The organism is Gordonia amarae NBRC 15530 (assembly GCF_000241345.1).
Taxonomy (GTDB): Bacteria; Actinomycetota; Actinomycetes; order Mycobacteriales; family Mycobacteriaceae; genus Gordonia; species Gordonia amarae.
Window position 1 is genome coordinate 1 of sequence record NZ_BAED01000078.1, and the last position, 22,085, is coordinate 22,085.

At 68.2% G+C, this 22,085-nt stretch carries 21 protein-coding genes and 1 riboswitch; of the genes, 8 read left to right on the forward strand and 13 right to left on the reverse strand.

Annotated features, from left to right (window positions below; genetic code table 11):
• Positions 1-100: 100 nt before the first annotated feature.
• Positions 101-1,540: a GlnX family signal transduction membrane protein gene (locus GOAMR_RS22840; RefSeq protein WP_005193496.1), complete on the reverse strand. Its 1,440-nt coding sequence runs from the start codon at positions 1,538-1,540 to the stop codon at positions 101-103.
• A gap of 169 nt (positions 1,541-1,709) precedes the next feature.
• On the opposite strand from GOAMR_RS22840, the gene GOAMR_RS22845 reads away from it, so the two are divergent.
• On the forward strand, positions 1,710-2,195 hold the full coding sequence (locus tag GOAMR_RS22845; protein WP_005193497.1) for an NUDIX domain-containing protein: 486 nt from the start codon (positions 1,710-1,712) through the stop codon (positions 2,193-2,195).
• Between the two features lie 63 nt (positions 2,196-2,258).
• On the opposite strand, the gene GOAMR_RS22850 is transcribed toward GOAMR_RS22845, so the two are convergent.
• The 3 genes from GOAMR_RS22850 to GOAMR_RS22860 form a co-directional block, all read right to left on the reverse strand.
• Complete coding sequence (locus GOAMR_RS22850) at positions 2,259-2,630, reverse strand: 2-isopropylmalate synthase (protein ID WP_005193498.1); 372 nt, start codon at positions 2,628-2,630, stop codon at positions 2,259-2,261.
• Positions 2,631-2,909: 279 nt separating this feature from the next.
• Positions 2,910-3,611 (reverse strand): thiamine phosphate synthase, encoded by a 702-nt coding sequence (thiE, locus tag GOAMR_RS22855; RefSeq protein ID WP_005193499.1) that lies wholly within the window; start codon positions 3,609-3,611, stop codon positions 2,910-2,912.
• Positions 3,608-4,576, reverse strand: coding sequence for an aldo/keto reductase (locus GOAMR_RS22860; RefSeq protein ID WP_040516212.1), 969 nt, complete (start codon positions 4,574-4,576; stop codon positions 3,608-3,610). The genes thiE and GOAMR_RS22860 overlap by 4 nt, the downstream gene beginning before the upstream one ends.
• Before the next feature lie 85 nt (positions 4,577-4,661).
• Positions 4,662-4,775: riboswitch (TPP riboswitch) on the forward strand.
• Between GOAMR_RS22860 and GOAMR_RS22865 the strand changes: the two genes are divergently transcribed.
• The 3 genes from GOAMR_RS22865 to GOAMR_RS22875 all read left to right on the forward strand — a co-directional run bounded on the left by GOAMR_RS22865 (position 4,770) and on the right by GOAMR_RS22875 (position 6,817).
• Positions 4,770-5,819: an FAD-dependent oxidoreductase gene (locus tag GOAMR_RS22865; RefSeq protein WP_005193501.1), complete on the forward strand. Its 1,050-nt coding sequence runs from the start codon at positions 4,770-4,772 to the stop codon at positions 5,817-5,819. (Overlaps the previous riboswitch by 6 nt.)
• Before the next feature lie 19 nt (positions 5,820-5,838).
• Positions 5,839-6,036, forward strand: a complete 198-nt coding sequence (thiS, locus tag GOAMR_RS22870) for a sulfur carrier protein ThiS (protein ID WP_005193502.1) — start codon at positions 5,839-5,841, stop codon at positions 6,034-6,036.
• A complete protein-coding gene (locus GOAMR_RS22875) occupies positions 6,029-6,817 on the forward strand; it encodes a thiazole synthase (protein WP_005193503.1) in 789 nt (262 codons plus the stop codon). Before thiS ends, GOAMR_RS22875 begins: the two co-directional genes overlap by 8 nt.
• Before the next feature lie 7 nt (positions 6,818-6,824).
• Here the strand turns inward: GOAMR_RS22875 and GOAMR_RS22880 are convergent, their stop codons facing one another.
• The 3 genes from GOAMR_RS22880 to GOAMR_RS22890 form a co-directional block, all read right to left on the reverse strand.
• Complete coding sequence (locus GOAMR_RS22880) at positions 6,825-7,391, reverse strand: Uma2 family endonuclease (protein ID WP_138943865.1); 567 nt, start codon at positions 7,389-7,391, stop codon at positions 6,825-6,827.
• A gap of 105 nt (positions 7,392-7,496) precedes the next feature.
• On the reverse strand, positions 7,497-8,369 hold the full coding sequence (locus tag GOAMR_RS22885) for an SCO6745 family protein (protein ID WP_005193505.1): 873 nt from the start codon (positions 8,367-8,369) through the stop codon (positions 7,497-7,499).
• Positions 8,370-8,374: 5 nt separating this feature from the next.
• The gene (locus GOAMR_RS22890; protein WP_005193507.1) at positions 8,375-9,484 is read right to left on the reverse strand and encodes a DMT family transporter; all 1,110 of its coding nucleotides are present in this window, start codon (positions 9,482-9,484) and stop codon (positions 8,375-8,377) included.
• A 109-nt stretch (positions 9,485-9,593) separates the two neighbouring features.
• Here GOAMR_RS22890 and GOAMR_RS22895 point away from each other — a divergent pair, with 109 nt between their 5' ends.
• Entirely contained in the window at positions 9,594-10,772 is a 1,179-nt protein-coding gene (locus GOAMR_RS22895; RefSeq protein ID WP_005193508.1) for an ATP-grasp domain-containing protein, read from the forward strand.
• 295 nt (positions 10,773-11,067) lie between these two features.
• On the opposite strand, the gene GOAMR_RS22900 is transcribed toward GOAMR_RS22895, so the two are convergent.
• Entirely contained in the window at positions 11,068-12,456 is a 1,389-nt protein-coding gene (locus tag GOAMR_RS22900) for an amidohydrolase family protein (RefSeq protein WP_005193509.1), read from the reverse strand.
• A 261-nt stretch (positions 12,457-12,717) separates the two neighbouring features.
• Here GOAMR_RS22900 and GOAMR_RS22905 point away from each other — a divergent pair, with 261 nt between their 5' ends.
• Positions 12,718-13,974 (forward strand): PE-PPE domain-containing protein, encoded by a 1,257-nt coding sequence (locus GOAMR_RS22905; protein ID WP_005193510.1) that lies wholly within the window; start codon positions 12,718-12,720, stop codon positions 13,972-13,974.
• On the opposite strand, the gene GOAMR_RS22910 is transcribed toward GOAMR_RS22905, so the two are convergent.
• Together GOAMR_RS22910 and GOAMR_RS22915 are read right to left on the reverse strand one after the other, a co-directional pair.
• Positions 13,922-14,491, reverse strand: coding sequence for a TetR/AcrR family transcriptional regulator (locus GOAMR_RS22910; protein ID WP_005193511.1), 570 nt, complete (start codon positions 14,489-14,491; stop codon positions 13,922-13,924). The genes GOAMR_RS22905 and GOAMR_RS22910 overlap by 53 nt on opposite strands.
• Positions 14,492-14,597: 106 nt before the next feature.
• Positions 14,598-16,832, reverse strand: coding sequence for an MMPL family transporter (locus GOAMR_RS22915; protein ID WP_005193512.1), 2,235 nt, complete (start codon positions 16,830-16,832; stop codon positions 14,598-14,600).
• A gap of 383 nt (positions 16,833-17,215) precedes the next feature.
• Here GOAMR_RS22915 and GOAMR_RS22920 point away from each other — a divergent pair, with 383 nt between their 5' ends.
• Entirely contained in the window at positions 17,216-18,244 is a 1,029-nt protein-coding gene (locus tag GOAMR_RS22920) for a Gfo/Idh/MocA family protein (protein WP_005193513.1), read from the forward strand.
• A gap of 149 nt (positions 18,245-18,393) precedes the next feature.
• On the opposite strand, the gene GOAMR_RS22925 is transcribed toward GOAMR_RS22920, so the two are convergent.
• Positions 18,394-20,418, reverse strand: a complete 2,025-nt coding sequence (locus GOAMR_RS22925; protein WP_005193514.1) for an ArnT family glycosyltransferase — start codon at positions 20,416-20,418, stop codon at positions 18,394-18,396.
• 142 nt (positions 20,419-20,560) lie between these two features.
• Positions 20,561-21,091, reverse strand: coding sequence for a hypothetical protein (locus GOAMR_RS23890; protein ID WP_005193516.1), 531 nt, complete (start codon positions 21,089-21,091; stop codon positions 20,561-20,563).
• A 106-nt stretch (positions 21,092-21,197) separates the two neighbouring features.
• Between GOAMR_RS23890 and GOAMR_RS25270 the strand changes: the two genes are divergently transcribed.
• Complete coding sequence (locus GOAMR_RS25270) at positions 21,198-21,356, forward strand: hypothetical protein (RefSeq protein WP_170319207.1); 159 nt, start codon at positions 21,198-21,200, stop codon at positions 21,354-21,356.
• Here GOAMR_RS25270 and GOAMR_RS22935 read toward each other — a convergent pair.
• Positions 21,353-21,994: a hypothetical protein gene (locus tag GOAMR_RS22935; protein WP_005193517.1), complete on the reverse strand. Its 642-nt coding sequence runs from the start codon at positions 21,992-21,994 to the stop codon at positions 21,353-21,355. The genes GOAMR_RS25270 and GOAMR_RS22935 overlap by 4 nt on opposite strands.
• Positions 21,995-22,085: the final 91 nt, after the last annotated feature.

Below are 22,085 nucleotides of genomic sequence, written 5' to 3' on the forward strand. Positions count from 1 at the left end.
GCGCTCGGCGGCGGCGAGTCGGGGGCGGGAAAGCTGGTGCAGGCGGGCAGCATGAGCGCGGCCAGTGCGATCACGACCGCGGCCACCGGCCGCCGGGGCGTCATCGGTACTCCCGGATGCGGGGCATCAGCCCGCCGATCACGGCGAGCGCGGCGAAACAGGCGATGACGAACATTCCGGTCCCGGTGTAGCCGATGACCCGCTGCGCGGTGTTGATGTCGGTGCGGAACGATTCGCGGGTGTCGGTGATGCCCTTGACCAGGTCGGCGTCGAGGGCGGCGTACCGCTTCGCCGACGCACCGGTGCCGATGATCTTCTGCGCCTTCGAGAAGTCGCCGCTCTGGATCGCGGCGCGGGCGTCGTCGTCGGCGGCGGTCCATTGCCGCAACAGATCCCGGGTGGTGCCGAGTTGTTTGGGCGTGACCGCGGCGTCGTCGTCGAGGTTTTCCTGCAGCTTGCCGAGGGTGCGGAAGATCTGCAGCGTCGCCAGCGTGAAGGTCCGGTCCAGGCCCGCCTGGTCGCCGCGCCGCACGAACGACAGCGTTTCGGCCGACCGGGCCTGCTGGGTGAGGATGCGCGCCGATGTCAGGTCGCGCAGCGGGTTGGCGCCGTTGTCCCGGGCGCTGTGGGTGATGGCCACCGACGTCAGGCCCGAGGCGAGCAGCCATACCGACCCGATGAGGATGGCCGCGAGCGCGGTGAGGATGCCGGCGTTGAAGCGTCTGCGCGTGCGCCGCGCGAGATAGCGCGAGGTGGCCAGGAGTGCCACGATGACCACGGCGAGGGCCGCGTACACGCCCCACGGTGGCGTCGACAGGGTTTGCTGCGGGTCGGAGATCGCCGCGGACCGGCGGTCGTAGATGCGTTGTGCGGCAGGGAGAATCTTCTGCTGCATGAGGGTCGACGCCACCCCGAGGTAGGCGGATCCGACCGGATTGCCGAGCCGGTTGTTGGTGCGGGCGGTCTCGACCAGCCCGGTGTAGAGGGGGATGTTCTTGGCCAGCGTCTCCACGTCCCGGCGGGTTTCGGTGAACTCGGCGGCCGAGGTTTCCTTGGACTTCTCCAGCAGGTTGCCCGACGAGGTGATCAGCGACGTCGCGGCCGTGGCGATGGCGTCGGAGTACCGGGTGCGCAGCGCCGGGGATTCGAGACCGCCGGACAGGAACGCGCCGTTGGCCGACGCGTCGGCGATGGACAGGGAACTGTAGAGCACCTGGGCGGATTCGGCGAGGGGTTCGGTGCGGTCGACCATCTGCTGCAGCGTGTTGGTGCGGTCGTCCAGGACGCTCGCCGAGTACCAGCCGGTGACCAGCAGGGCCAGCGACAGCACGATCATGATCCCGACGAGCTTGCCGGGGGAGGTTTTCGCGTAGTGCCGCAGCGCCGCGACGGGCGATTGGGTGCGGGTGCGGGTCTCGGAGAGTTCGCGACGTTCGGCGAGGGCCTGCCGCAGCGGCGGCAGCGTCAGTCCGGATCCGGAGCGGCCGGCCCGTCCTGCGCGGGTGACGGCGCTGCGCACGGGAGATGCGTGGCCGGTCACCGTTTGGCCTCCTACCCGAGCGTGGAACTCATGCATTGCCCAGCGTAGTCGTGCTCAACCTGGTTTGGAGGCTGGCTCACCGGAACCATGTCACATACGGTGGAAATAGTGACGGCCCCGAGGCAGTCGGGTCCGGCAGGGACTTCTCGCGGGGGACACAGGAGGCGACGTGCGCGGAGACGGTGACGGCTGGGTACTTGACCCCGACGGTTCGCGGTATTGGGGCAGACACGGTGCGGCCGGGCTGCTGCTGCTTGCGCCACTGCCCGACGGGGTCACTGGTGTGCTGTTGCAGCACCGGGCCGCGTGGTCGCATCAGGGTGGCACGTGGGCGCTGCCGGGCGGGGCGAGGGACTCGCACGAGAGTGCCATCGACACCGCGATCCGGGAGGCCGACGAGGAGGCCGGGATCGGCGGCGAAGACCTGCGCGTGCTGTCGGCATTCGTCACCCACAGCGCCCCGAGTGGCTGGACCTACACGACGGTGATCGCCGAGGTCGACGAGCCGGTGCGGACCGTCGCCAACGGCGAGTCCACCGAGTTGCGCTGGGTCGACATCGCCGATGTCGAGCACATGCCCCTGCACCCCGCATTCGAGCAAAGCTGGCCCCGCCTGAAAGGCCACCTCACCACCGCTGTCCGGCAACAGTCGTGACGATCCCTCCGAGGTGGTGACCTCCGGTGAGATGGCCGCATGACGCGACCACCTGTTCACTCGCTACCGCGGCTCATGCAACCGGTTGGCCCCGGCGACCAGGGCGTTGACGTTGGCGTCGTCGCCGGTGGTGCCGGTGCCGTAGGCCCAGCGCCGGGTGCCGTTGTGTTCGCACAGCAGGTAGGTGGCGAAGGCGTCGTCGGTCTTGCGCTGGCGCAGTTCGACGATGGCGACGGGGGCGCCGATGTCGTGCAGGATCGAGGTCATGGCGCCGACGGGGCCGGTGGCGGTGGCGCGCAGCGAGAACAGGTCGTCGGCGACGGCGAGGGTGGCCTGGCAGTCGATCATGTCGCGGTCGGCGGGCTTGGTGGAGTAGGCGGCGAGCCGGATGTGGCCGTCGCCGGAGTACTGGTCGGTGAAGTCTTCCCAGGTCATCGTGGATGCCTCCTCACGGATTCCTAAGGGCAGCAGGCGCAGCGGGTGCTGTCCGGGCGTACGTGCCGAGCATGGCGCCGTGGGATGAACGGTGTGCATTGGTGGTGCTCATTTCGGTCGAAATCTGGGTGACCGACTGGGTGCGCGTGCCGACCCGCAGCGGGGGGTCGGTCGAGATCAGACCCCGCTGCGGCGGGTTACGAGAAGCGCAGGTGTGTGGAGCACGGGGTCGAGGGTACACCTTCCCGGCGCGTGGGTGTGAATGGTTTCACACCCCGCTCAGTGAGCTGCGGTGATGCCCGCTGTCAGGGTCCGGGCGGCGGCCGCGGGGTCACCGGCGGCGGTGATGGCCCGGACGACGACGATGCGCCTCGCCCCGGCGTCGACCACCTCGGGCAGCCGCTGCGCGTCGATGCCGCCGATCGCGAACCACGCTTTGGCGGGCGCGCTCGCCGCGACCTCGCGCACGAGCCCGAGGCCGGGTGCGGTGCGGCCGGGTTTGGTGGGGGTGGGCCAGCACGGGCCGACGCAGAAGTAGTCGACGTCGCGGTCGGCGGCCGCGGCCGCGGCCTGGGCGGCGTCGTGGGTGGACTGCCCGATGATGACGTCCTCGCCGACGATGCCGCGCGCCTGCGCCGGGGTCAGGTCGCCCTGCCCGACGTGCAGGACGTCGGCGCCCGACAACTTCGCGAGGTCGGCGCGGTCGTTCACCGACAGCAGTGCCCCGCCGGCGTGGGTGATGTCGCGCAGCCGGGCGAGGATCGCGAGCTCCTCGGCCGCTTCGAGCGCGCCGAACCGCTCCTCCCCGGCCGACCCCTTGTCACGCAGTTGCACGATGTCGACGCCGCCGGTGACGGCCCGGGCGACGAACTCGTCGAGGTCGCCGCGTTCACGGCGGGCGTCGGTGCACAGGTAGAGACGGGCGCGGGCGAGCCTGTCGTGCACGCTCCCGGCGGCGCGTGTCGTGGAGCCGGTGGTCATGAGGCGTAGGTGGTGTAGCCGTTGCCGGAGCCGGGCGCGACGATGTCGTCGAGTTCGGCCAGGTCCTCGGCACTCGGATCCCATCCCGCCGCCCGCACATTGGCGTCGATCTGCTCGGGCCGGGTGGCGCCGGAGATCACCGATCCGACGGCCGGCTGGGCGAGCAGCCCGCCGATCGCCACGTCCAGCAGGGTGATGCCGCGGTCGTCGGCGAAGCGCTGCAGGGCCTCGACGATGTCGAAGTCGGCGCCGTCGTAGCGGAAGGTCTCCTTGGCCAGGCGGGTGCCGGTTTCGGGGGCTTGGTCGCGCTTGTACTTGCCGGTGAGCAGGCCGTAGGCGAGTGGGAAGTACGGCAGCAGGCTGATGCCGAACGTTTCGAGCGCGGGCACGAGTTCGGCCTCGGCGCTGCGGTTGTACAGCGAGTACTCGTTCTGTGCGGTGATGAAATGCGGCGCGCCCAGCGATTCGGCGAGCCAGTCCGCGTTCACCACCTCCCACGCGGTCATGTTCGATGATCCGATGTAGCGGACCTTGCCGGCGGTCACCAGGTCACTCAGCGTGTCGAGGGTTTCCTCCAGCGGCGTCACCCGGTCGGGGGTGTGCAGCTGGTACAGGTCGATGTGGTCGGTGCCGAGCCTGCGCAGGCTGCCCTCGACGGCCCGGGTGATGTACCCGCGGCTGCCGCGTACCCCGAAGTCCTCGCCGTACAGGCCGCCGGTGTCCATCCCGAATTTGGTGGCGATCACCACCTGGTCGCGCCGGTCGCCGAGCGCCTTGCCCAGCATCTGTTCGCTGACCCCGGAGCTGTAGCTGTCGGCGGTGTCGAAGAAGTTGATCCCCGCGTCGACGGCGGCGTCGATCACCTTGGTGGTGGCCTTCTGGTCGATGCGTTTGCCGAAGGCGTTGCAGCCCACGCCCACAGACGAAACGATGAGTCCGCTGGTACCGAGAGGTTGGTAGCGCATGGCCCCGACGGTACTCCCCGGGTCCGCGGTGAGGCCCTTTCCGGTGGCGCCCGCACGGACACCGATCGGGTTCTCTACCCTGGACCGAGGAAGACACGGGAGCCCATGGGAACGCTGGGCTGAGAGTGCGGGCCGCCCCCCGCTGACCGTCAGACCTGATCCGGGTAATGCCGGCGAAGGAAGAAGGATTGTTGTGGCACACGTGCGCGAGGGTCGCGGCCCCACGCTGACCGTGGTCGGCGGTGGGGTGATCGGATTGGGCTGCGCGCTGGCCGCCGCCGACGCCGGGTGGCGGGTCACGGTGCTGACCGATCCGGACTCGCCCCGGGCCGCGGACGTGGCCGGCGGCATGCTCGGCTCACTCGGCGAGGGTCATCCGGGCGAGGATGCGCTGCTGGAGATCACCGCCGACTCGGTGCGCCGCTGGCCCGAGCTGCTGGCCCGGCTCGGCGATCCGGCGATCGCCGCTGCCGACGATTCGTTGTTCGTCGGGGTGGCCGCCGCGGACGTGGCGTTCCTGTCGCAGCTCGCCCGGTTCGTGTGGTCCAAGAGCGTCGATGAGTCGGTGCTGCGGCAGGTGACCGGGCGTGAGATCCGGGAGCTGGAACCGGCTCTCGGGTCGCGTCTGGTCGGCGGCTACCTCGCCTCGGGGGAGGGGGCGGTCGACAACCGGGCACTGCTGGCCGCTCTGGAGACCACTCTGGCGCGCGCCGGTGGCGTGGTGGTGCCCCGGCGCGTCGACTCGCTCGCCGGGCTGGAAGGTGACCGGATTCTCGTGGCGGCCGGTCTCGGATCATCGAAACTTGTTGCCGGAGTGGATCTGTACGCTGCCAAGGGCGAGATACTACGGCTGTCGGCCAATGCGTGGTCGGTGCCGGGGCCGCGGCATGTGGTGCGGGCCCGGGTGGGTGACCGGATGGTGTACCTGGTGCCGCGTCGCGGCGGAATCGTGGTCGGCGCAACCCAATACGAACCCATCGACGCCGACGACCGGGCGCCGCGGGTGTCGGGGGTGGCCGACCTGCTGGCCGATGCGCTCGAGGTGATGCCGGGCCTGCGCACCTACGACCTCGCCGAGGCGGGCGTCGGGATGCGGCCGTGCACCCCCGACGGTCTGCCGATCGTGCGGGAGCTCGACGATCGGGTGATCGTCGCCGCCGGTCACGGCCGTAACGGTATCGTGCTGGCGCCGTGGACCTCTCATCGTGTTGTCGAGATCCTCGGGAAAGCCGCGGCGGAGTGAGGGAAACCGGAGTGAACTGATGATGATCGTTGTGAACGGTGACCGGACCGTGCTTCCGGACGAGACCACCGTCGCCGGTGTGCTCGGTGTGCTCGGCCTTCCGGGGCGAGGCATCGCGGTCGCCGTCGACGGTGCGGTGGTGTCGCGGCGTGACTGGCACAGTCCGCTTCTCGACGGTGCCGAGGTGGAGATCCTGACGGCGGTGCAGGGTGGCTGAGACGACAACGGCCGACGCCGCCGACGTGCTGCGGATCGCGGGCCGCGAATTCGGGTCGCGGCTCATCATGGGCACCGGCGGCGCCGCCAATCATGCTGTGCTGGAAGAGGCTTTACTCGCCTCCCGCACCGAGCTCACCACCGTCGCGTTGCGCCGCATCAGTCCCGGATCGGGTACCGGCATGGTGGAGCTGCTCAGCCGCCTCGGCATCGCGATCCTGCCCAACACCGCGGGTTGTCACAGCCGGGCCGAGGCGGTGCTCACCGCGCAGCTCGCCCGGGAGGCGCTGGAGACCGACCTGGTCAAACTCGAGGTGATCGCCGACGACAAGACGTTGCTGCCCGATCCGGTCGAATTGCTCGACGCCGCACAGGTTCTCGTCGCCGACGGCTTCTCGGTGCTGGCCTACACCAACGACGACCCGATCCTCGCCCGCAGGTTGGAGGACGCCGGGGTGGCCGCGGTGATGCCGCTCGGCTCACCGATCGGCACGGGCCTGGGCATCATCAACCCGCACAACATCGAGATGATCGCGTCGGCTGCCGGAGTCCCGGTGGTGCTCGACGCCGGTGTCGGCACCGCCTCCGATGCCGCCCTGGCGATGGAGTTGGGTTGCGACGCCGTCCTTCTCGCGTCTGCGGTGACCCGTGCCGACGATCCGGTGGCGATGGCCACGGCGATGCGGCACGCGGTGATCGCCGGCCGGCACGCCCGTCGCGCGGGCCGCATCCCGAAACGCTTCTGGGCCAACGCCTCCTCCCCGGACAGAGACCGGACCTGAGTGTCGATCAGCTCTGTCCGGTGAGGCTCCGCAGCGTGAATGAGATCTCGAAAGGTTCGGTCGCCGAGAACAGTTCGTCGCCGAGTGCCCGTCCGGACTCGACATAGACGTCGCCGTCGAGGGTGAACGCGAGAACCGACGGCTCGTCGGGGTCGAAGACCCAATAGTGCCGGCAACCGGCGCGTTGCAACCGTTCACGTTTGAGCATCAGATCGAAACGCCGCGTGGACGGCGACAGCACCTCGACGGCGAGCAGCGGCGCGAGGGGTAGATCCCGGTCGGTGAAGTCGGCGCGCGGTGCCACGAGCAGGTCCGGCTGAATGACGGTGTCCTGGGCCAGAACGACGTCGAACGGGGCGGTCAGCACGGTGAGATCGTCGGGGATGACGCCGAATATCGTGACCGCGAGGCGAAGCAGCAGGTCCTGGTGCCAGAACGACGGCGCCGGACTCACGATGAGCAGCCCGTCGACGAGTTCGTACCGGTGCCCGTCATCGGGCATCGTGTGGAGGTCGTCGCGGGTCAAGGCTCGTCCGCGGGGGAGGCCGGTCACCTCGCTGGTCATGCGTGTCATCGTAAACCCCTTGGTCGGCGTGTCCACGTAGTAAACGCGGACGGCACGGATCGCGCCAGGGGCCTCCGAGACCCTGTGGACAACTCGGTGGTTACTTCGTGGTGGTTACTTCTTGCGCGTCCCTGGCAGCACCCCGGCGTCGATGATGGTCTTGACGTACGGCCGGGCACGGGTGAGCGCGTCGGCCAATCCCGGTGCCGACCATACGGTTTCGCCGAGCGCATCGGTCTCGGCTTCGATGTCGTCGTAGGTGGCGGCGCCGTCGGCGGTGAGCCGGTGCGCCACGCCGAGCGCATTCGGGGTGCCGGTGCGTTCGGCCAGGCCCGCCGCCACGAGCCGGTCGACGGAGCTTTCCCAGTCGGCGTCGGACCAGCCACGGGTGAACTTGATCATCTCCCGGCCCATGATGCGGCGTGCGACGGTCGGATCGGGTAGCTGCGCCTCGTGGAAGGTGACCACGTCGAGCCCGTCGAGGCCGTGGGTGAGCAGGGTGGCGATGTGGTTGTCGCCGCGCCATTCGCGGAGTACCGCCACGTACCGCCACAGCCGCAGGTGCGGGGCGTCGGGCACCTCGCTCGACGCCCAGGCCGCCGCCAGCGGACGTCCCCCGAGCGGCAGGCCGGCGACCACCGCCTCGAAAGTGTCCGCGAGTTCGCCGATCGCCGGGTCGCCGACGCCGTCGCCGAGGATGCCGCGCAATTGTCCGTCGAGCATCTCGTACCGGGCGGCCGACACCTTGTCGAGGCCGACGCCGACGGCATCACGCCAGGCGGGTTCGATGAGGGCGGGGTTGAAGTTGAAGAACGTGGCGCTCACCACCGACGGTGCGCAGGCGCCGAGCGGTGCGCCCCGGGCACCCGCGTAGAACGCGACCGCCGACAGCCCGGTGGCGTCGAGGGCGGCCTTCATGCCGGGGTTGAAGTAGGCGAGGACGTGGAACGGTTCGAGGGTTTCGTACGCGGTGCGCGCGGAGCTCATGCCGATCAGTCTCGCCGGTCTCCGGTGCGCGTGTCCAGCCATGATCGGAGGTCGCCCAGGACTTTGTCGACGTCGGGATAGTCGTCTTCGGTGGGTGCCCCGGCCCGGGCGTCTCGGGCATGTCCTTCGGTTACCGGGGCCGGGTCCCCGGCATCGGCCGGATCGGGGCCGTCGGTGGGGGCGTCCTCACGGCCGCGCCGCCAGCCACCCTTCATCGGTGGCGCCTCCCCGAAGTGGTCGGGATCACCCGAGCCGTACCAGGCCACGAGCACCGCGCCGATGAAGGCACCGACGAAACCGGCGATGGCCAGCCCGCCGAGCCCCGCCTTGGCGTTGTCGTCGAGGAACAGCACACCCACCAGGCTCGGTCCGGCGGTCTCGCCGACGACGAGCACCGCGGTGACGCCGTTGACCGCGCCGAGTTGCAGGGCGACGGTCTGGACGAAGAATCCGGTGGCCCCGGCGATGGCGATGGTCCAGGCGGCCGGATCCTCGAGGAGTGTGACCGGATCGAACGGGTCGACGCCGTGCAGGACGCGGACGGCGATGGCGATCATGCCGAACAGCAGACCCGCGCAGGCCCCGCCGAAGATCGCGCCGTGTTTGCCCATTTTGTACACACCGGCGAGCGCGGCGACGCACAGCGCGGCGGTGGCGATGAACAGCACCCAGTGGAACCGGTCGCTGTCGGAGGTCTGCGTATGCGGCGATGAGGAGAAGCCCAGCATGCACAGCGACATCACCACGAGCCAGATCGCGATCCAGTCGCGGGTGTGCAGGGCGATATTGAGCATGATGGTGCTCAGCAGGGCGGTGACCACCAGGTTGGCCGACACGATGGTCTGCGACAGGAACAGCGGCAGGTAGCGGGCGGCCACCGCACCACCGGCGAAGCCGATCACCACCATCATCGTGCCGAGGATGAACGAGGGGTCGACGAAGGTCGACATCGTCGACTGCAGCGACGGGCCGCCCGATGCGTTGGTCTGACCGGCCTCGTTGCCCTCCTCGCGGGCCTCCTGGGCCACGCGGCGGGCGCCGAGCGCACGCAGGACCGTCGACATGCCGTAGGCGACGGCAGCCAGGCAGGCCGCGATCACGCCGATCACGAACATCTCGAACCTCCGCTCCGGTCCCGTATCACCTGTGTGTAACCGAGGTCACGGGTCCGCTTATTCCCCGGGGCCGCCGGGTCGGGTAGGTGCTCGGTTTAGACTCGTCTGCGTGACTGAGTCGAGTGGTAAGCACGTACTGATCACCTTCGGCCGATCGTTTCTCACACTGAACCTCGCCCGGCTGATGGCAGCGGCCGGACATCGGGTCACGATAGTGGATAGTCTTCCGATTGGTATAACGCGTTTTTCGCACGCGACGTCGAAGTTCTTCAAGGTGCCCTCACCGAAGTTCGAGCCGGTGGCCTACTGCCGCAGGCTCGTGCAGATCGTGGTCGAGGAAAAAGTGGACATCGTGATCCCGATCCACGAGGAGACGGACATCCTGTCGATGATGGCCGGTCTGTTCCCGCCGACGTGTGAGCTGTTCCTGTCGCCGTTCACCACCGAGAACCAGCTCCACCAGAAGGCCGAGTTCTCGCAGTTGCTCGCGGACAAGGGTATGCCGGGACTCAAGTACGCCACCCTCTCCTCGCCCGAGGACGTCGAGAAGCTCGACTTCACCACCCCGTTCGCCCTCAAGCGGGTGTATTCGCGTGGGTCACAGAAGGTGTACAAGGTCTCGCCCGGCGACGACCTGTCGTGGCTGGAGTTCGAGGACGGCAATCCGTGGCTGGCGCAGCAGTGGGCGTCGGGTGACCGGTACTGCACCTACTCGATCTGCCGCGACGGCAGGGTATTCGCGCACGCCGCCTACCCGGTCGGCTACGCCATCGACGGAAACTCTTGTCTGCGTTTCCAATCCGTGGAACATCCGGGAATCCTGGCGTGGATCACCGAGTTTGTCGCCGACATCGGCTTCACCGGCCACATCGGTTTCGACTTCTACGACGACCCGGACATCGGTCTGCTCACCATCGAATGCAACCCGCGCGCCACCAGCGGCATCATGCTGTTCGCACCGCAAGACGGCGTCGACAGGGCGTTCTTCGGGGAGAACACCGAGCTGATCACCCCCGACCCCGACGTCGACAAGATGATCGGCCTCGGCATGATGCTGTACGGCTGGACGCGGAAGTCCTTGAACGGACGCAGCTTCCGTCAGTTCGTCCGCGACTTCCGGCACTCGCACGACGTCGTCTGGGCCTCCGACGACCGCAAGCCGGCGGTCATGCTCCCGCTGGCCTACCTGTTCATCCTCCGTCACTGCTTCAAGTACAAAGTCGGCCTCGCCGAGGGCTTCATGCACGACCACGAGTGGGACGGTAAAGAGATCCCCCTCGACGGCTGACCACCCGCCGGTCGCGAGTGTTGGTTCCGTTCGACCCGCCGGTTCCGTTCGACCCGCCGGTTGAGGTGTGAGGTCGCCCTGCGACCGAGCCTCGAAACCCGGTGAGACGAGTGTTGGTCCGTTCGGCCCCGCCGGTTGAGGTGCCCCGCCGGTTGCGAGTGTTGGTTCCGTTCGACCCGCCGGTTGAGGTGTGAGGTCGCCCTGCGACCGAGCCTCGAAACCCGGTGAGACGACAATGTTCTCTCGCCGGGTTTCGAAGCTCCTCGCCTAGCGGCTCACCACACCTCAGGGGGGATCACGACGGAGCGACCACCCGGCTGCCACGGACGTAGACCTCGGTGATGGCCGGTTCGCGCATGCCCAGCAGGAGGGCGAAGAGCATCTGGTCGCGGGCCATTTCGTCGTCGTCGGCGCGAATGCCCTTGGACAGCAGGCGTTCCAGGGGTTCCCAGCGGGTGGGGTCCACCACCAGGAAGTCGGCCTCCTTGCCGGTGTCGAAGTTGCCGAAACGGTGTTCGGCGTCGAGAGCCCTTGCCCCGGCGAGGGTTCCGGTGAACAGCAGCTCGGCCGGGTGCAGAGCGATGGCGTCCTCGCCGGGTTCGGACAGGTGCACCTTGAACGCGCAGCCGAGTACCTGCGGGATCAGCCATTCGTCGCCCGCGCCCACATCGGTGCCGGCGGCCACGTTCACCCCGGCGGCGACGGTGCGCCGCCACGGCATCGTTCCCGAACCCAGGAACTGTTGCGACACAGGACAATGCGCGATCGAGGTACCGGTCTCGGCCATCCGGGCGAGTTCGGTGTCCGTGCAGTGCACCGCGTGCGCCATGATCGTGCGGCGGCCGAGCAGGCTGGAGCCGCCGGTCTGGGAGCCGGGCAGGAACTTCCCGTCGTAGGTGTCGAGATAGGAGTCGACGGAGAACAGGCTCTTGACCGCGTCGATCTCACCGGTGCCGGGCCGGTTGTTCTCGTTGAGGTGCGAGTGCAGGTACACCCCGCGCCCGCGGACGTCGTCGTACAGTTCGCCGAGCGCGTGGAGTGTTTCCGTGGATACCGACAACGTGAACCGGGGCACGATGGCCACCTGCAGCAGCGACGAGTCGTCGCCGTGCCAGCGGTCGATCTCCGCGGTGCACAACTCGATGGCCCGCTTCTCCGAGGTCATCAGCGGCGCGGCCGACGGCGGTCCCACCGTCTGCACACCGCGGCCGCTCACCAGCCGCAGCCCCGCGCCCCGCGTCTCGGTGAACAGGGCGTCCTGGGCGTCGGGAAACGCCGACCCGAACACCATCGCCGCGGTGGTGCCGGAGCGGATGCGGGCGGTGACGAAGTCGCGGGCGATCTGTGCGGCGAACTCCGGATCGGCCAGGCGTGCCTCGGCGGGAAAGATGCACGAATCGAGCCATTCGAGGAGTTGCCCACCGCCATAGGCGTCGAGGGAGTAGGTCTGCGGGAAATGGATATGGGTGTCGACGAACCCGGGCAGCAGGAACGAACCGCGATGGTCGGCGACGCTGCCCGTGGGATCGGCGGGGGCGTCCTGGCGTGGCCCGCAGTAGGTGATCGCGCCGGCATCGTCGACGACCAGCGCGCCGTCGGAGAACGTCGTCAGGGCCTCACGGGCGCCGGTGACGTCGGGGGAGCCGGCGATATGGACGATGTGGCCGAGATGGGTGACGCTCACCGGACAACGAAAACACACCTTGACCGGCGCCGCTCGGCAAGCGCACGCGGCCGCGTGTGCGTGTATGGCGCCCGGAGGGGTCAGGGTCACGACACGCCGGACCGGAGTGAGACCGTCGGCGCGTCCCATACCTGTCCGTCGGGTAATCAGTCGAACGGACGACGCTCTGTCGGCGCGGCGAGTGATTCATTTCACTACAGTTGGCAGTCGGTCTACTGAATTCAGTGGCCGCAGGATCCCGACCGAGAGGTGAGGAGAACCGTGTCGACAACCCAGCACGTGCCCTGCCCGAGTCAACAGTACGTCCGGCCGCCCCGCGCGGTGCGACGGGCCGCGGTCGCAGTCGTGGCCGCCGCAGCCGCTGTGTCGCTGGTCTTTCCGGCGATCGCCGAGGCCAAACCCGGGCGGCAGGTTCGGGAGCTGACGATGTCGGGGATCGTCACCGACGGTACCGACCGGGCCAACAGGGTCGGTCCCCGTGATGACGGGACCGTCATGGTGGTCACCCCCGGTACCGATGACGGAAACCTCGGCGAACGCATCAAACGTACTGTGGGACAGCGTCAGACACTGATCGTCGCGTACCCGGAGTCGCTGTGGCCGTTTGTCGGCGGCAAGTCCTCGCCCGTGCCACCGCTCGCCGACACCTACGACACCTCCAAACGCATCGCGATCAACCGCAATCTGGCCGTGATGCGCAAGCTCGCCGGCGCCGGTATGCAGGTGATCTACACCGGCTACTCCCAGGGGGCCGACGCACTCGGCAATGCCACCGAAAAGGCTGTCGCCCAAGGGATCGACCTGAGTGACTCGAAGATCGTCCTGGCCGCCGACGTCCGCGGTCCCTGGGGCATCAAGGCTGCCGCCGAGACCATTCCGGGTGCCCCGGCGGTGGTCAAGCGGTTCGGCATCACCCCCGACGGTGCGCGTGACCCTGAGCGAAGCTCCGGTGCCGACGTCACGTCGACGATCATCGTCGGCGACCCCGCGTCGAACTTCCAGTGGCAGCCGCGGCGGCCGCTGGAATCGATCCTGGTGAACGGTGCCGGCTTTATCACCATCCATACCGGTTGGGGGGCACAGACTTACGGCAACCTGGATGCCCTGGGATCACCCACTGAGCTGCGCAGCGTCGACGGCACCACGCGCTACCAGGTGTACGACGCCCGCCATCCCCTGGCCCTGCTACGGCAGATGGTGCACGACCGGACCGGATTGCCGTACACGCGAGCCGATCTCAAGCGCTGGGACGCCGAGGGGGAGCGCTTCTTCGCCACCGAGGCCCCGTCGGTGCGCAATTCGGCGGTCCCGGTGACCGAGGTGAGCGCACCGCCGCACGAGCAGAAGCAGGTGGTCCAGAAGCGGACGAAGGCCGCCAGGACGACCAAACGGCCGCGGGCCGCGAAGGTTCGCGTCCCGCGGCCGTCCGCCGATCCGGGTGGTCAGTTGCTCCGGTCGATCACCGTCACAATGGAAGACCTTGTTCGAGGAGGTCGATCGCCTCGAGCAGGGCGTTGAGGGACGCATCGTCCCGGACATCGTCGAGCTCGTTGGCGATGTGGAACATCATCCCGCCGATCGCGGCGGCGAATGCCCGCAGTCGGGGATTGGCGGGATCGACCCCGAGGTAGTCGGCCATCAGGTCGATGGTGTCGTAGATGGCGCGATCGGATTCGAGTTGCTGGGCGACCCTGAGCGCGGGTTCGGTCTGGATCAGCCGGAGCCGTTCCGGACTCGATGTCCACGGATCGTCGGCGGCCGCCCGGTACAGCCCGCGGAGCAGGGTCCGGACGAAATCGAAATGATTCAGTCCCGGGGGGATCGAGGAGACGACCGCGGTCCGGGCGTCATCGAGGTCGTCGCTGAGGACCACCTGCTCCTTCGAGGCGAAGTAGCGGAAGAACGTGGTGTGCGAGACCTCGGCCTCTCGGGCGATCTGCTCGACCGTCGTGCCCGCATAGCCCTGAGTCTTGAACAGCCGCATGGCCGCGTCGCGGATCGCGTTGCGGGTGCGGATCTTGTGTTTCTCGCGCAATCCGATGGGTCTCCCGATCCTGCACGGGGAGGCCGGGGTGGCCGCGGTGCCGTTACCGGCACCGCGGCCACCGTCGGATTCGCGTCGTGGTGACGCCGCCATCGGACTACGCGGGAGCCGTGGCCTTCTCCAGGGACGTACCGTCGCCGGGAAGGTTCTCCAGTCCGTTGTTGCGCACCGCGCCGCCCTCGATGTCGAAGTCGACGACCAGCTTGTCCAGCCACTTGGGCAGGCCCCAGGCCCGGTCGCCCAGCAGCGCGATCACCGCGGGCACCACCGTCATGCGGATGATGATGGCGTCGAAGAAGACCGCGATGGCCATCGCGAAGCCGAGCATCTTGGAGGTGGTGTCGGGGGCCAGCATGAACGCGGCGAACACGCTGATCATGATGACCGCGGCCGACGACACCACGCGGGCGCCGTGCCGGTAGCCGGCGATGATGGCCTCCTTGGCGGTCATGCCGTGGATGTATTCCTCGCGGACGCGGGTCAGCATGAACACCTGGTAGTCCATCGCCAGGCCGAACACCACGCCGATGAGGAAGATCGGCAGGAACGACAGCAGCGGCATCGTGTTGTCGATCAGGCCGAACCAGCCTTCCTGGAAGATCGCCACGGTGGCGCCGAAGGCGGCGAGCACCGAGAAGATGAATCCGATGGTGCCGATCAGCGGAACCCACAGCGACCGGAACACGGCGATCATGATCAGGAATGCCAGGCCGACGACGACGATCAGGTACGGGACCAGCGCCTTGTCGAGCTTCTCGGACATGTCGGCCATGATCGCGGTCATACCGCCGACGTGCATCTCACCACCGGCCGCGGAGATCTCGTTCTTGTAATCGCGGATCTGTTCCATCAGGTCGTGGGTGGCCTGATCGGACGGGCCGCTGTTGGGGATGATCGAGATCAGCGCGGTATCGGCGCCCGCGTTCGGGTTCTTCGGATCGCTGCCGTTGCCCATCCAGGCCAGGGCCTTGGCGTTGGCGACGTCGTCGAGCGTCTTGATGTGGGCGACAGCCTTGTCGGCGGCGGCCGAGACGTCACCGTCGGCGGTGCGGACGGTCACCAGCAGCGGGCCATTGATGCCCTTGCCGAAACCCTCTGCGAGCAGGGACAGCGCCTTGTTCTCGTCCTCGCTGTTCATCGTCATGCCCAGTTCCATCTTGGACATCGGGATGGCGGCGGCGATCAGGATCACCAGACCGGCGATGATGAACGGCAGCGGCTTGGATGTGACGGCCCGGCCGAACCGGACACCGTTGGTGACGTCGGTCTCCGACTCCTCGGCGTGCTTGATCCACGGGATCTTGGGGGTGAACGCGAAGCGTCCGAACGCGCCGAGCAGCGCCGGGATGAAGGTGATGGCGGCCAGCACGGCGAGTGCGACGGCGATACCGGCACCGGCACCCATCTGGGTGACGAACGGCAGACCGATCACCATGAGCGCGACGACGGCGATGATCACGGTGAGGCCGGCGAACACCACAGCCGATCCCGCGGTACCCACCGCACGCCCGACGGCGTCCTCTCTGGATCCGCCTCTGGCGACCTCGCTTCGGTACCGGGACACGATGAACAGGGCGTAGTCGATGGACACGGCGATGCCGAGCATGGTCACGATGCCGGTGGCCGACTCGTTGATGTTGAGGAACTCGGTGCTCAGAGTCAGCAACATGATGGTGATCAGCACGGCGAAGATGCCGGTGATCAGCGGGATGAACGCGGCGACGAGGGCGCCGAAGAACACGATCATCACGATGAACGCGACGCCGAAGCCGAGCATCTCGGCGGCGCCACCGGCCTCCTGGACCGACATCAGCGATCCGGTGGCCTCCACGTTCAGGCCGCCGGTGCGATGTTCCTTGAGGATGTCGACGAACGCGTGTTTGTCGTCGATCTTCAGGTCCATGATGTTGGTGCTCTGCTTGACCTGGATGAGGCCGACCTTGCCGTCCTGGCTCAGCACCTGCGCCGCTGCCTCAGCGGGTGCGGCGAGCGGGTTGACGATGCTCGCGGCGTCCTTGAGGTCGGGCAGTTCCTTGAGGCCCGCGACGAGTTTGTCGATCTCGGCGGTGTGCTTGGCGAGCCCGTCGGGAGCCTGGACCAGGACACTGGTCGAGGCCTGCTCCTGTTCCTCGGTCGCTGCCGGGAAGTACTCCTGCATGGTGGACATCGCATCGCCGGCGTCGGTGCCGGGCAGTTCGAAGTCCTTGGAGAACTGCGGCTGCAGGGCGCTGACGAGGCTGACGACGAGGACCATCGCTGCCACCCAGGCGGAGATCACCCACCACTTGTGTCGAAATGAGAACCGGCCGAGCCGGAAGAGTATGGACGCCATGGTCTCCATCCCTCGAAACTGGATTGGCAAGATGTGGCAGTCAATCAAAAGTGGAACTGACTACCAGTTCGGTATACGCCCCGGAATTTGTGATCGCAACCTTCGCGGAGCATCTGTGATGGACATCGCCCCAGGATGTCCATGTGACGACGCTAGGGCACAAGGTCACTACGCGACACTGAATAACTTCTCCCGACTGCACATGCGGGTTCAAGTGTGCTGGTCAGTGCACGGTCGCCGCATCCCCCGATGTGCCGAACCCGCCCCCTACTTAGGTATGACGCCGTATCCGGACGCCCTCAGGGTCTACGGTGTTACACATAATGTCTGGACAAACGGTGGCCGCTGTCGGCACCGGACCGGATCGTCGCAGGAGGTAGGGCATGGGACTGAAGATCGGTGTTGTCGGCCTCGGCCGGATCGGCGCCTTCCACGTCGGCACACTGTCGGCACTCGACGCCGTCGACGAGTTGTCCGTCACCGACGTGGTGCCGGTGGCGATCGACTCGGTGACCGGGCGGTACCCGGATGCGCGGGGCTGCGCCGACGCCGATGCCGTGCTGGCCTCGGGCGTCGACGGTCTGGTGATCGCCTCGGCGACCGCCACCCACGCCGCACTGATCGAGCAGTCGGTCGCGGCGGGCATCCCGGTGTTCTGTGAGAAACCGATCGCGATGTCCTCGGGCGAGTCGGCCGCCGTGGTGGACCGGTGCGGCGGGTCGGGAGTTCCGGTGGCCATCGGCTACAACCGGCGCTTCGATCCGGCGGTCTCGGCGGCCCGCGCCGCGGTGGTCTCGGGTGAACTCGGATTCATCACCACGGCCCGGTCGACGACGCTCGACCCGGCACCGCCGCCGATGTCGTATATCGCCGGTTCGGGCGGCATCTTCCGGGACTGCGCCGTCCACGATTTCGACACATTGCGCTGGGTGGTCGGTGGGGATGTGGTGGAGGTGTACGCCACCGGCGCCAACCAGGGCGACCCGGGGTTCACCGCCCACGACGACGTCGACTCGGCCACGGTCATTCTCACCTTCGCCTCCGGTGCGATGGGTGTGGTGTCGGCGACCCGGTACAACGGCCGCGGTTACGACTGCCGGCTCGAGGTGCATGGCAGCACCGATTCGGTGGTGGCCGGCTGGGATCCGGGGACCCCGGTGCGGAACCTGGACCCGGGCTGCGCTTTTCCCGACGGCTCACCGCACGGTTTCTTCATGGACCGGTTCGCGCAGGCCTACCGGCGCGAGCTGGGCGAGTTCTGCGATCTTGTCGGCGGCGCGGCATCGTCGTCGCTGTGCACGATGAACGACGCGCTCGCGGTGGCGCTGATCGCCGACGCCGCGACGGTCTCCCTGCACGAGAAGCGCCCGGTCCGCATCGACGAGATCGCCGAAAGCCCTTCCGCCGGTTGATGTGCCCCTCCGCCGGTTGAGGTGTGAGGAGCGCAAGCGACGAGCCTCGAAACCCGGTGAGCGAACAATGTCGTCTCACCGGGTTTCCAGGCTCGCAAGCTCGCACCTCAACCGGCGAAGGGGGTACCTTGGGCCGGCGGGGCGGTCCGTCAGGTCAGCTTGTAGACCGTCGTCCCGCCGACCGTGATCGCGGTGAAGTTCTCCGCGACCCACTCGGAGATCTCCGAGTTGCCGCCGGGTCCGCCGCCGCTGCCGCCGATGTAGTAGCCGATCTTGCCCGCCGCCACGTAGGCCTTGAACTCGTCCAGCGTCGGGGCGGGGTCACCGCTCCAGCCGCCGATCGCCATCACCGAGGTGCCGGTGGCCAGTTCGATACCGGCCGCGGACTGCGAGCCGTTGGTGGCCGCCGACCAGGTGGTGCCCGCCGACTTCAGCAGCGCCACCAGTTCGGTGTTCGACGAGATGTCCTCGCCGCCGGGGCCGCCACCGCCCTGACGTTGTCCGTCGGTGTTCTGGCTGTTGGTGCCGGTCGAGTTCGTGCCGGTGCCTTTCTGGCCGGTGGTGCCGGTCGAGTTCTGGCCGCCGGCTCCGCCGCCGTTGCCGCCGGGACCGCCGCCGCCGGGGCCGCCCATGCCGCCGCCGCTGATCGAGGTGCTGACCGCGGTCGGGATCGAACCGCCGTGCGATTCGGAGGCGGTGGCGATCGTGAAGGCCGCGGTACCGCCGAAACCGGCGAGCGAGCCGGCAATGAGTGCCGAGGCGACCAGCTTGCGCATACCCAGGGTGCTGCCGATCAGCAGACCGGCGACCGAAATCAGCGCCACCACTCCGATGGCCCAGCGGCACCATTCGGGGCCCCAGCTGTTGCGGTTGAGCAGCACGATCGACCACCATGCGGCCAGGCCGATCATGCCGGCCATCGTCAGGCGTCCGTCCCAGTGGTCACGTCGGCGCCAGGCCAGTACCGCGCCGATGCCCACCAGGGCGCCGATCGCCGGGGCCAGTGCCACCGTGTAGTACGGGTGGATGGTGCCGCTCATGAACGAGAACACCAGTGCGGTCACCAGAAGCCAACCACCCCAGGCGAATACGGCTCCACCCTCGACGCGGTTCATGCGTCCGGTGAAGTTGCCGAGCTGGTTGATGCTGCGCACGCCGATCCAGGCCGCGAAGACCAGGACCAGCAGCGCCACCGGCAGCAGCCAGGAGATCTCGTTGCCCATCTCGGAACTGAACAGGCGGTTCAGGCCGGTCTCACCGCCGAACGAGCCGCCGGCCTGACCGCCGCCACCGCCGGGACCTCCGCTGCCGCCGCTGATGCGGCCCAGACCGTTGTAGCCCAGGACGAGGTCCATGAAGCTGTTGTCGGTGGACCCGCCGATGTAGGGGCGCGAGGATTCGGGCACCAGCATGGTGACCACCACGAACCAGCCGGCGCTCACGATCAGCGCGACGGTCGCGCCCACCAGGTGCAGGACCCGCTTGACCCAGCCGTTGTTCGCGAACACCAGGTATGCCAGACCGAAGGCGGGCAGCACCAGCAGGCCCTGCATCATCTTGGTGAGGAAGGCGAAGCCGAGGGCCACGCCCACCAGCGCCAGCCAGCGTCCGGAATTGGCCGAGATGGCCCGCACCAGGCAGTAGGCGGCAGCCGTCATCAGCAGCACCAGCAGCGCGTCGGGGTTGTTGAACCGGAACATCAGCGCGGCGGCCGGGGTGAAGGCGAGCACGGCGCCCGCGATCAGGCCGGCGACGGTGCCCTGTGTCGGGTCGCTGAACGTGCGGCGCATCGTCGCGTACAGCAGGCCGACCGCGGCCACACCCATCAGTGCCTGCGGAGCCAGTGCGGCCCAACTGTTCACGCCGAAGACGCGCATCGACAGCCCCGTAACCCACAGCGAGGCAGGAGGTTTGTCGACGGTGATGAAGTTGGCCGCGTCGAGCGAGCCGAAGAACCATGCCCGCCAGCTCTGCGAACCCGCTTGTGCCGCAGCCGCATAGAAGGTATTGGCGAATCCGCTCGCGCTCAGGTTCCACAGGTAGAGCACGGCGGTGGTCGCCAGCAGGCCGCTCAGGGACCACCTGCTCCACCACAGCGGACGCCGACGCGACGCCGCCCCGGGCGGTGGCGCCGGCGTCACCTCCGGTGCGGGCCGGTCGAGTACTGCTGTCATGTCTGCATCTCCTTTTCTGGTCGGTAGCCAGAATGGGCGCTGTCCCTCCGATGGCACTGGACGGACGCTGGGAGATACCTGTGAGCGCATCGGTACAGGTCAGGGCCGGATCTCGGGATGAGATGCGGGTTCTGCCGCCCGATCAGAACACGTTCAGGGGCACGGCCTGACCGGCCAGGTGGGGACGATGCGGACGCAGGGTGAACTCGACCTGGCCCGAACCGGTGGTGACGGTCCCGAACACCATGCCGGCGGTCGCGTCGGTGAGGGTGAGCGGCGGTCCGGATGCCGTCCGCACCACCGACCCTGACCGCCCGGTGGTCTTGTTCCGCCACGCGAGGGTCACCTTCACGGTGCAGTAGCGGGGAGTGCCGGAGATGCCGAACAGGTTGGCGCTCAGCGAGTATGACACCTTGCCGAGATTCGACACAGGCGTCCCGTCGGGATAGAGGTACGGCTGCGTCGACACCATCGCCCGCACCGCGCCCGCGCAGAGCGGGCTGTCGGAGAGGGTGTACACCTGTCCGGTCCGCGCCTCCCGGCGCAATGACGGATCGTGCGGGTTGTACGGATTGGCCGTCGCCGGAGCGACTGTCAGTGCCGCTGCCGTGAGCGCGGCCGCGGTGGACAATGCGGCGACCGCCGCCCGGGTCTGCCTGCGTGTGGATGCCATGACGCCCGCCTTCCGAAGGGGAATGTCGTACGCCATACCTGTCGGTTTGTGCTGGTGAGGCGTTACCCCGGCCACGGCGGTCGGTGCGGCACTATGCTCGGAGGGCATGAGTGTCCACGCGTTCGAACAGAGCCAGAAACTACGTCTGCTCACCACCGGCGAGACCGGTCAGCTGCTGGGCTACCTGCCGTCGGGTCTGCTGAGCGTGCAGCTCACCGCCGGCGGCATCGTCGTCATCGACGAGAAGGATGTGGAGAAGGTCTAGGTGAGCGACTGCCCGCACTGCTGGCAGTAGATCGCGCCGATCGGGTTGCCGTGCGAGCAGCCCCGGCAGGGCACCTGCTGCGCGAGCGACGACCCGCACGCGGTGCAGAATCTGCCGCCGGCGGCGTGGGTGCCGCACGACGGGCAGCGCGTCGACGACTGCTGTCCCAGATCGATGCCCCCGATGAGGTCGACGTTGCGCAGCCCGTCACGCATCTGGTCACGCCGGGCATCGGCCTGCAGTTGTGCGAGTTCGTGCGCCTGATTGGGGGAGCAACGCACACACTGTCCTACCTGGTCGTTCCAGCAACCGTCGTCGCACACCCAGTCGCCGCAGCCACGGCACTGCCGGAAATGCGGCGACACCTCCGCCACGGCCTTCGCGAGGGCCCTGTCCTTGGCCTCGGAGTTGGTGCTGCGGTCGAGGAAGCGGTCGGCGGCCGAGGTGACCCGGTACATCGCCCCGTAGCCGACGAGGCGGCCCAGACCCTGGACGATCTTCTGTCCGGTGGCGGCCATATCCCGCTGGAACCCGGACCGGAAGCCGTTGCCGCAGCGTTCGCAGCGGAACTCGAACTGGTAGCCGTCGTTGTTCGACAGGTCGCTGTAGTTGCCGGTGAACGGGATTCTGATGGACACGGTGACCTCACGACTCGATGGCGGACTGCAACGGAATGTGCTGAGAATAGCGCCCCGGCGGCGTGGCGACCACGGTCGGCCCGGCACCTGT

What these genes read in the sequence shown, in the direction of transcription:
- GOAMR_RS22850 (WP_005193498.1), bottom strand. Translation starts at nt 2,630, where the DNA reads ATGACCTGGGAAGACTTCACCGACCAGTACTCCGGCGACGGCCACATC.
- thiE (WP_005193499.1), bottom strand. Translation starts at nt 3,611, where the DNA reads ATGACCACCGGCTCCACGACACGCGCCGCCGGGAGCGTGCACGACAGG.
- GOAMR_RS22860 (WP_040516212.1), bottom strand. Translation starts at nt 4,576, where the DNA reads ATGCGCTACCAACCTCTCGGTACCAGCGGACTCATCGTTTCGTCTGTG.
- thiS (WP_005193502.1), top strand. Translation starts at nt 5,839, where the DNA reads ATGATGATCGTTGTGAACGGTGACCGGACCGTGCTTCCGGACGAGACC.
- GOAMR_RS22880 (WP_138943865.1), bottom strand. Translation starts at nt 7,391, where the DNA reads ATGACACGCATGACCAGCGAGGTGACCGGCCTCCCCCGCGGACGAGCC.
- GOAMR_RS22885 (WP_005193505.1), bottom strand. Translation starts at nt 8,369, where the DNA reads ATGAGCTCCGCGCGCACCGCGTACGAAACCCTCGAACCGTTCCACGTC.
- GOAMR_RS22890 (WP_005193507.1), bottom strand. Translation starts at nt 9,484, where the DNA reads ATGTTCGTGATCGGCGTGATCGCGGCCTGCCTGGCTGCCGTCGCCTAC.
- GOAMR_RS22915 (WP_005193512.1), bottom strand. Translation starts at nt 16,832, where the DNA reads ATGGCGTCCATACTCTTCCGGCTCGGCCGGTTCTCATTTCGACACAAG.
- GOAMR_RS22920 (WP_005193513.1), top strand. Translation starts at nt 17,216, where the DNA reads ATGGGACTGAAGATCGGTGTTGTCGGCCTCGGCCGGATCGGCGCCTTC.
- GOAMR_RS22925 (WP_005193514.1), bottom strand. Translation starts at nt 20,418, where the DNA reads ATGACAGCAGTACTCGACCGGCCCGCACCGGAGGTGACGCCGGCGCCA.
- GOAMR_RS23890 (WP_005193516.1), bottom strand. Translation starts at nt 21,091, where the DNA reads ATGGCATCCACACGCAGGCAGACCCGGGCGGCGGTCGCCGCATTGTCC.
- GOAMR_RS25270 (WP_170319207.1), top strand. Translation starts at nt 21,198, where the DNA reads ATGAGTGTCCACGCGTTCGAACAGAGCCAGAAACTACGTCTGCTCACC.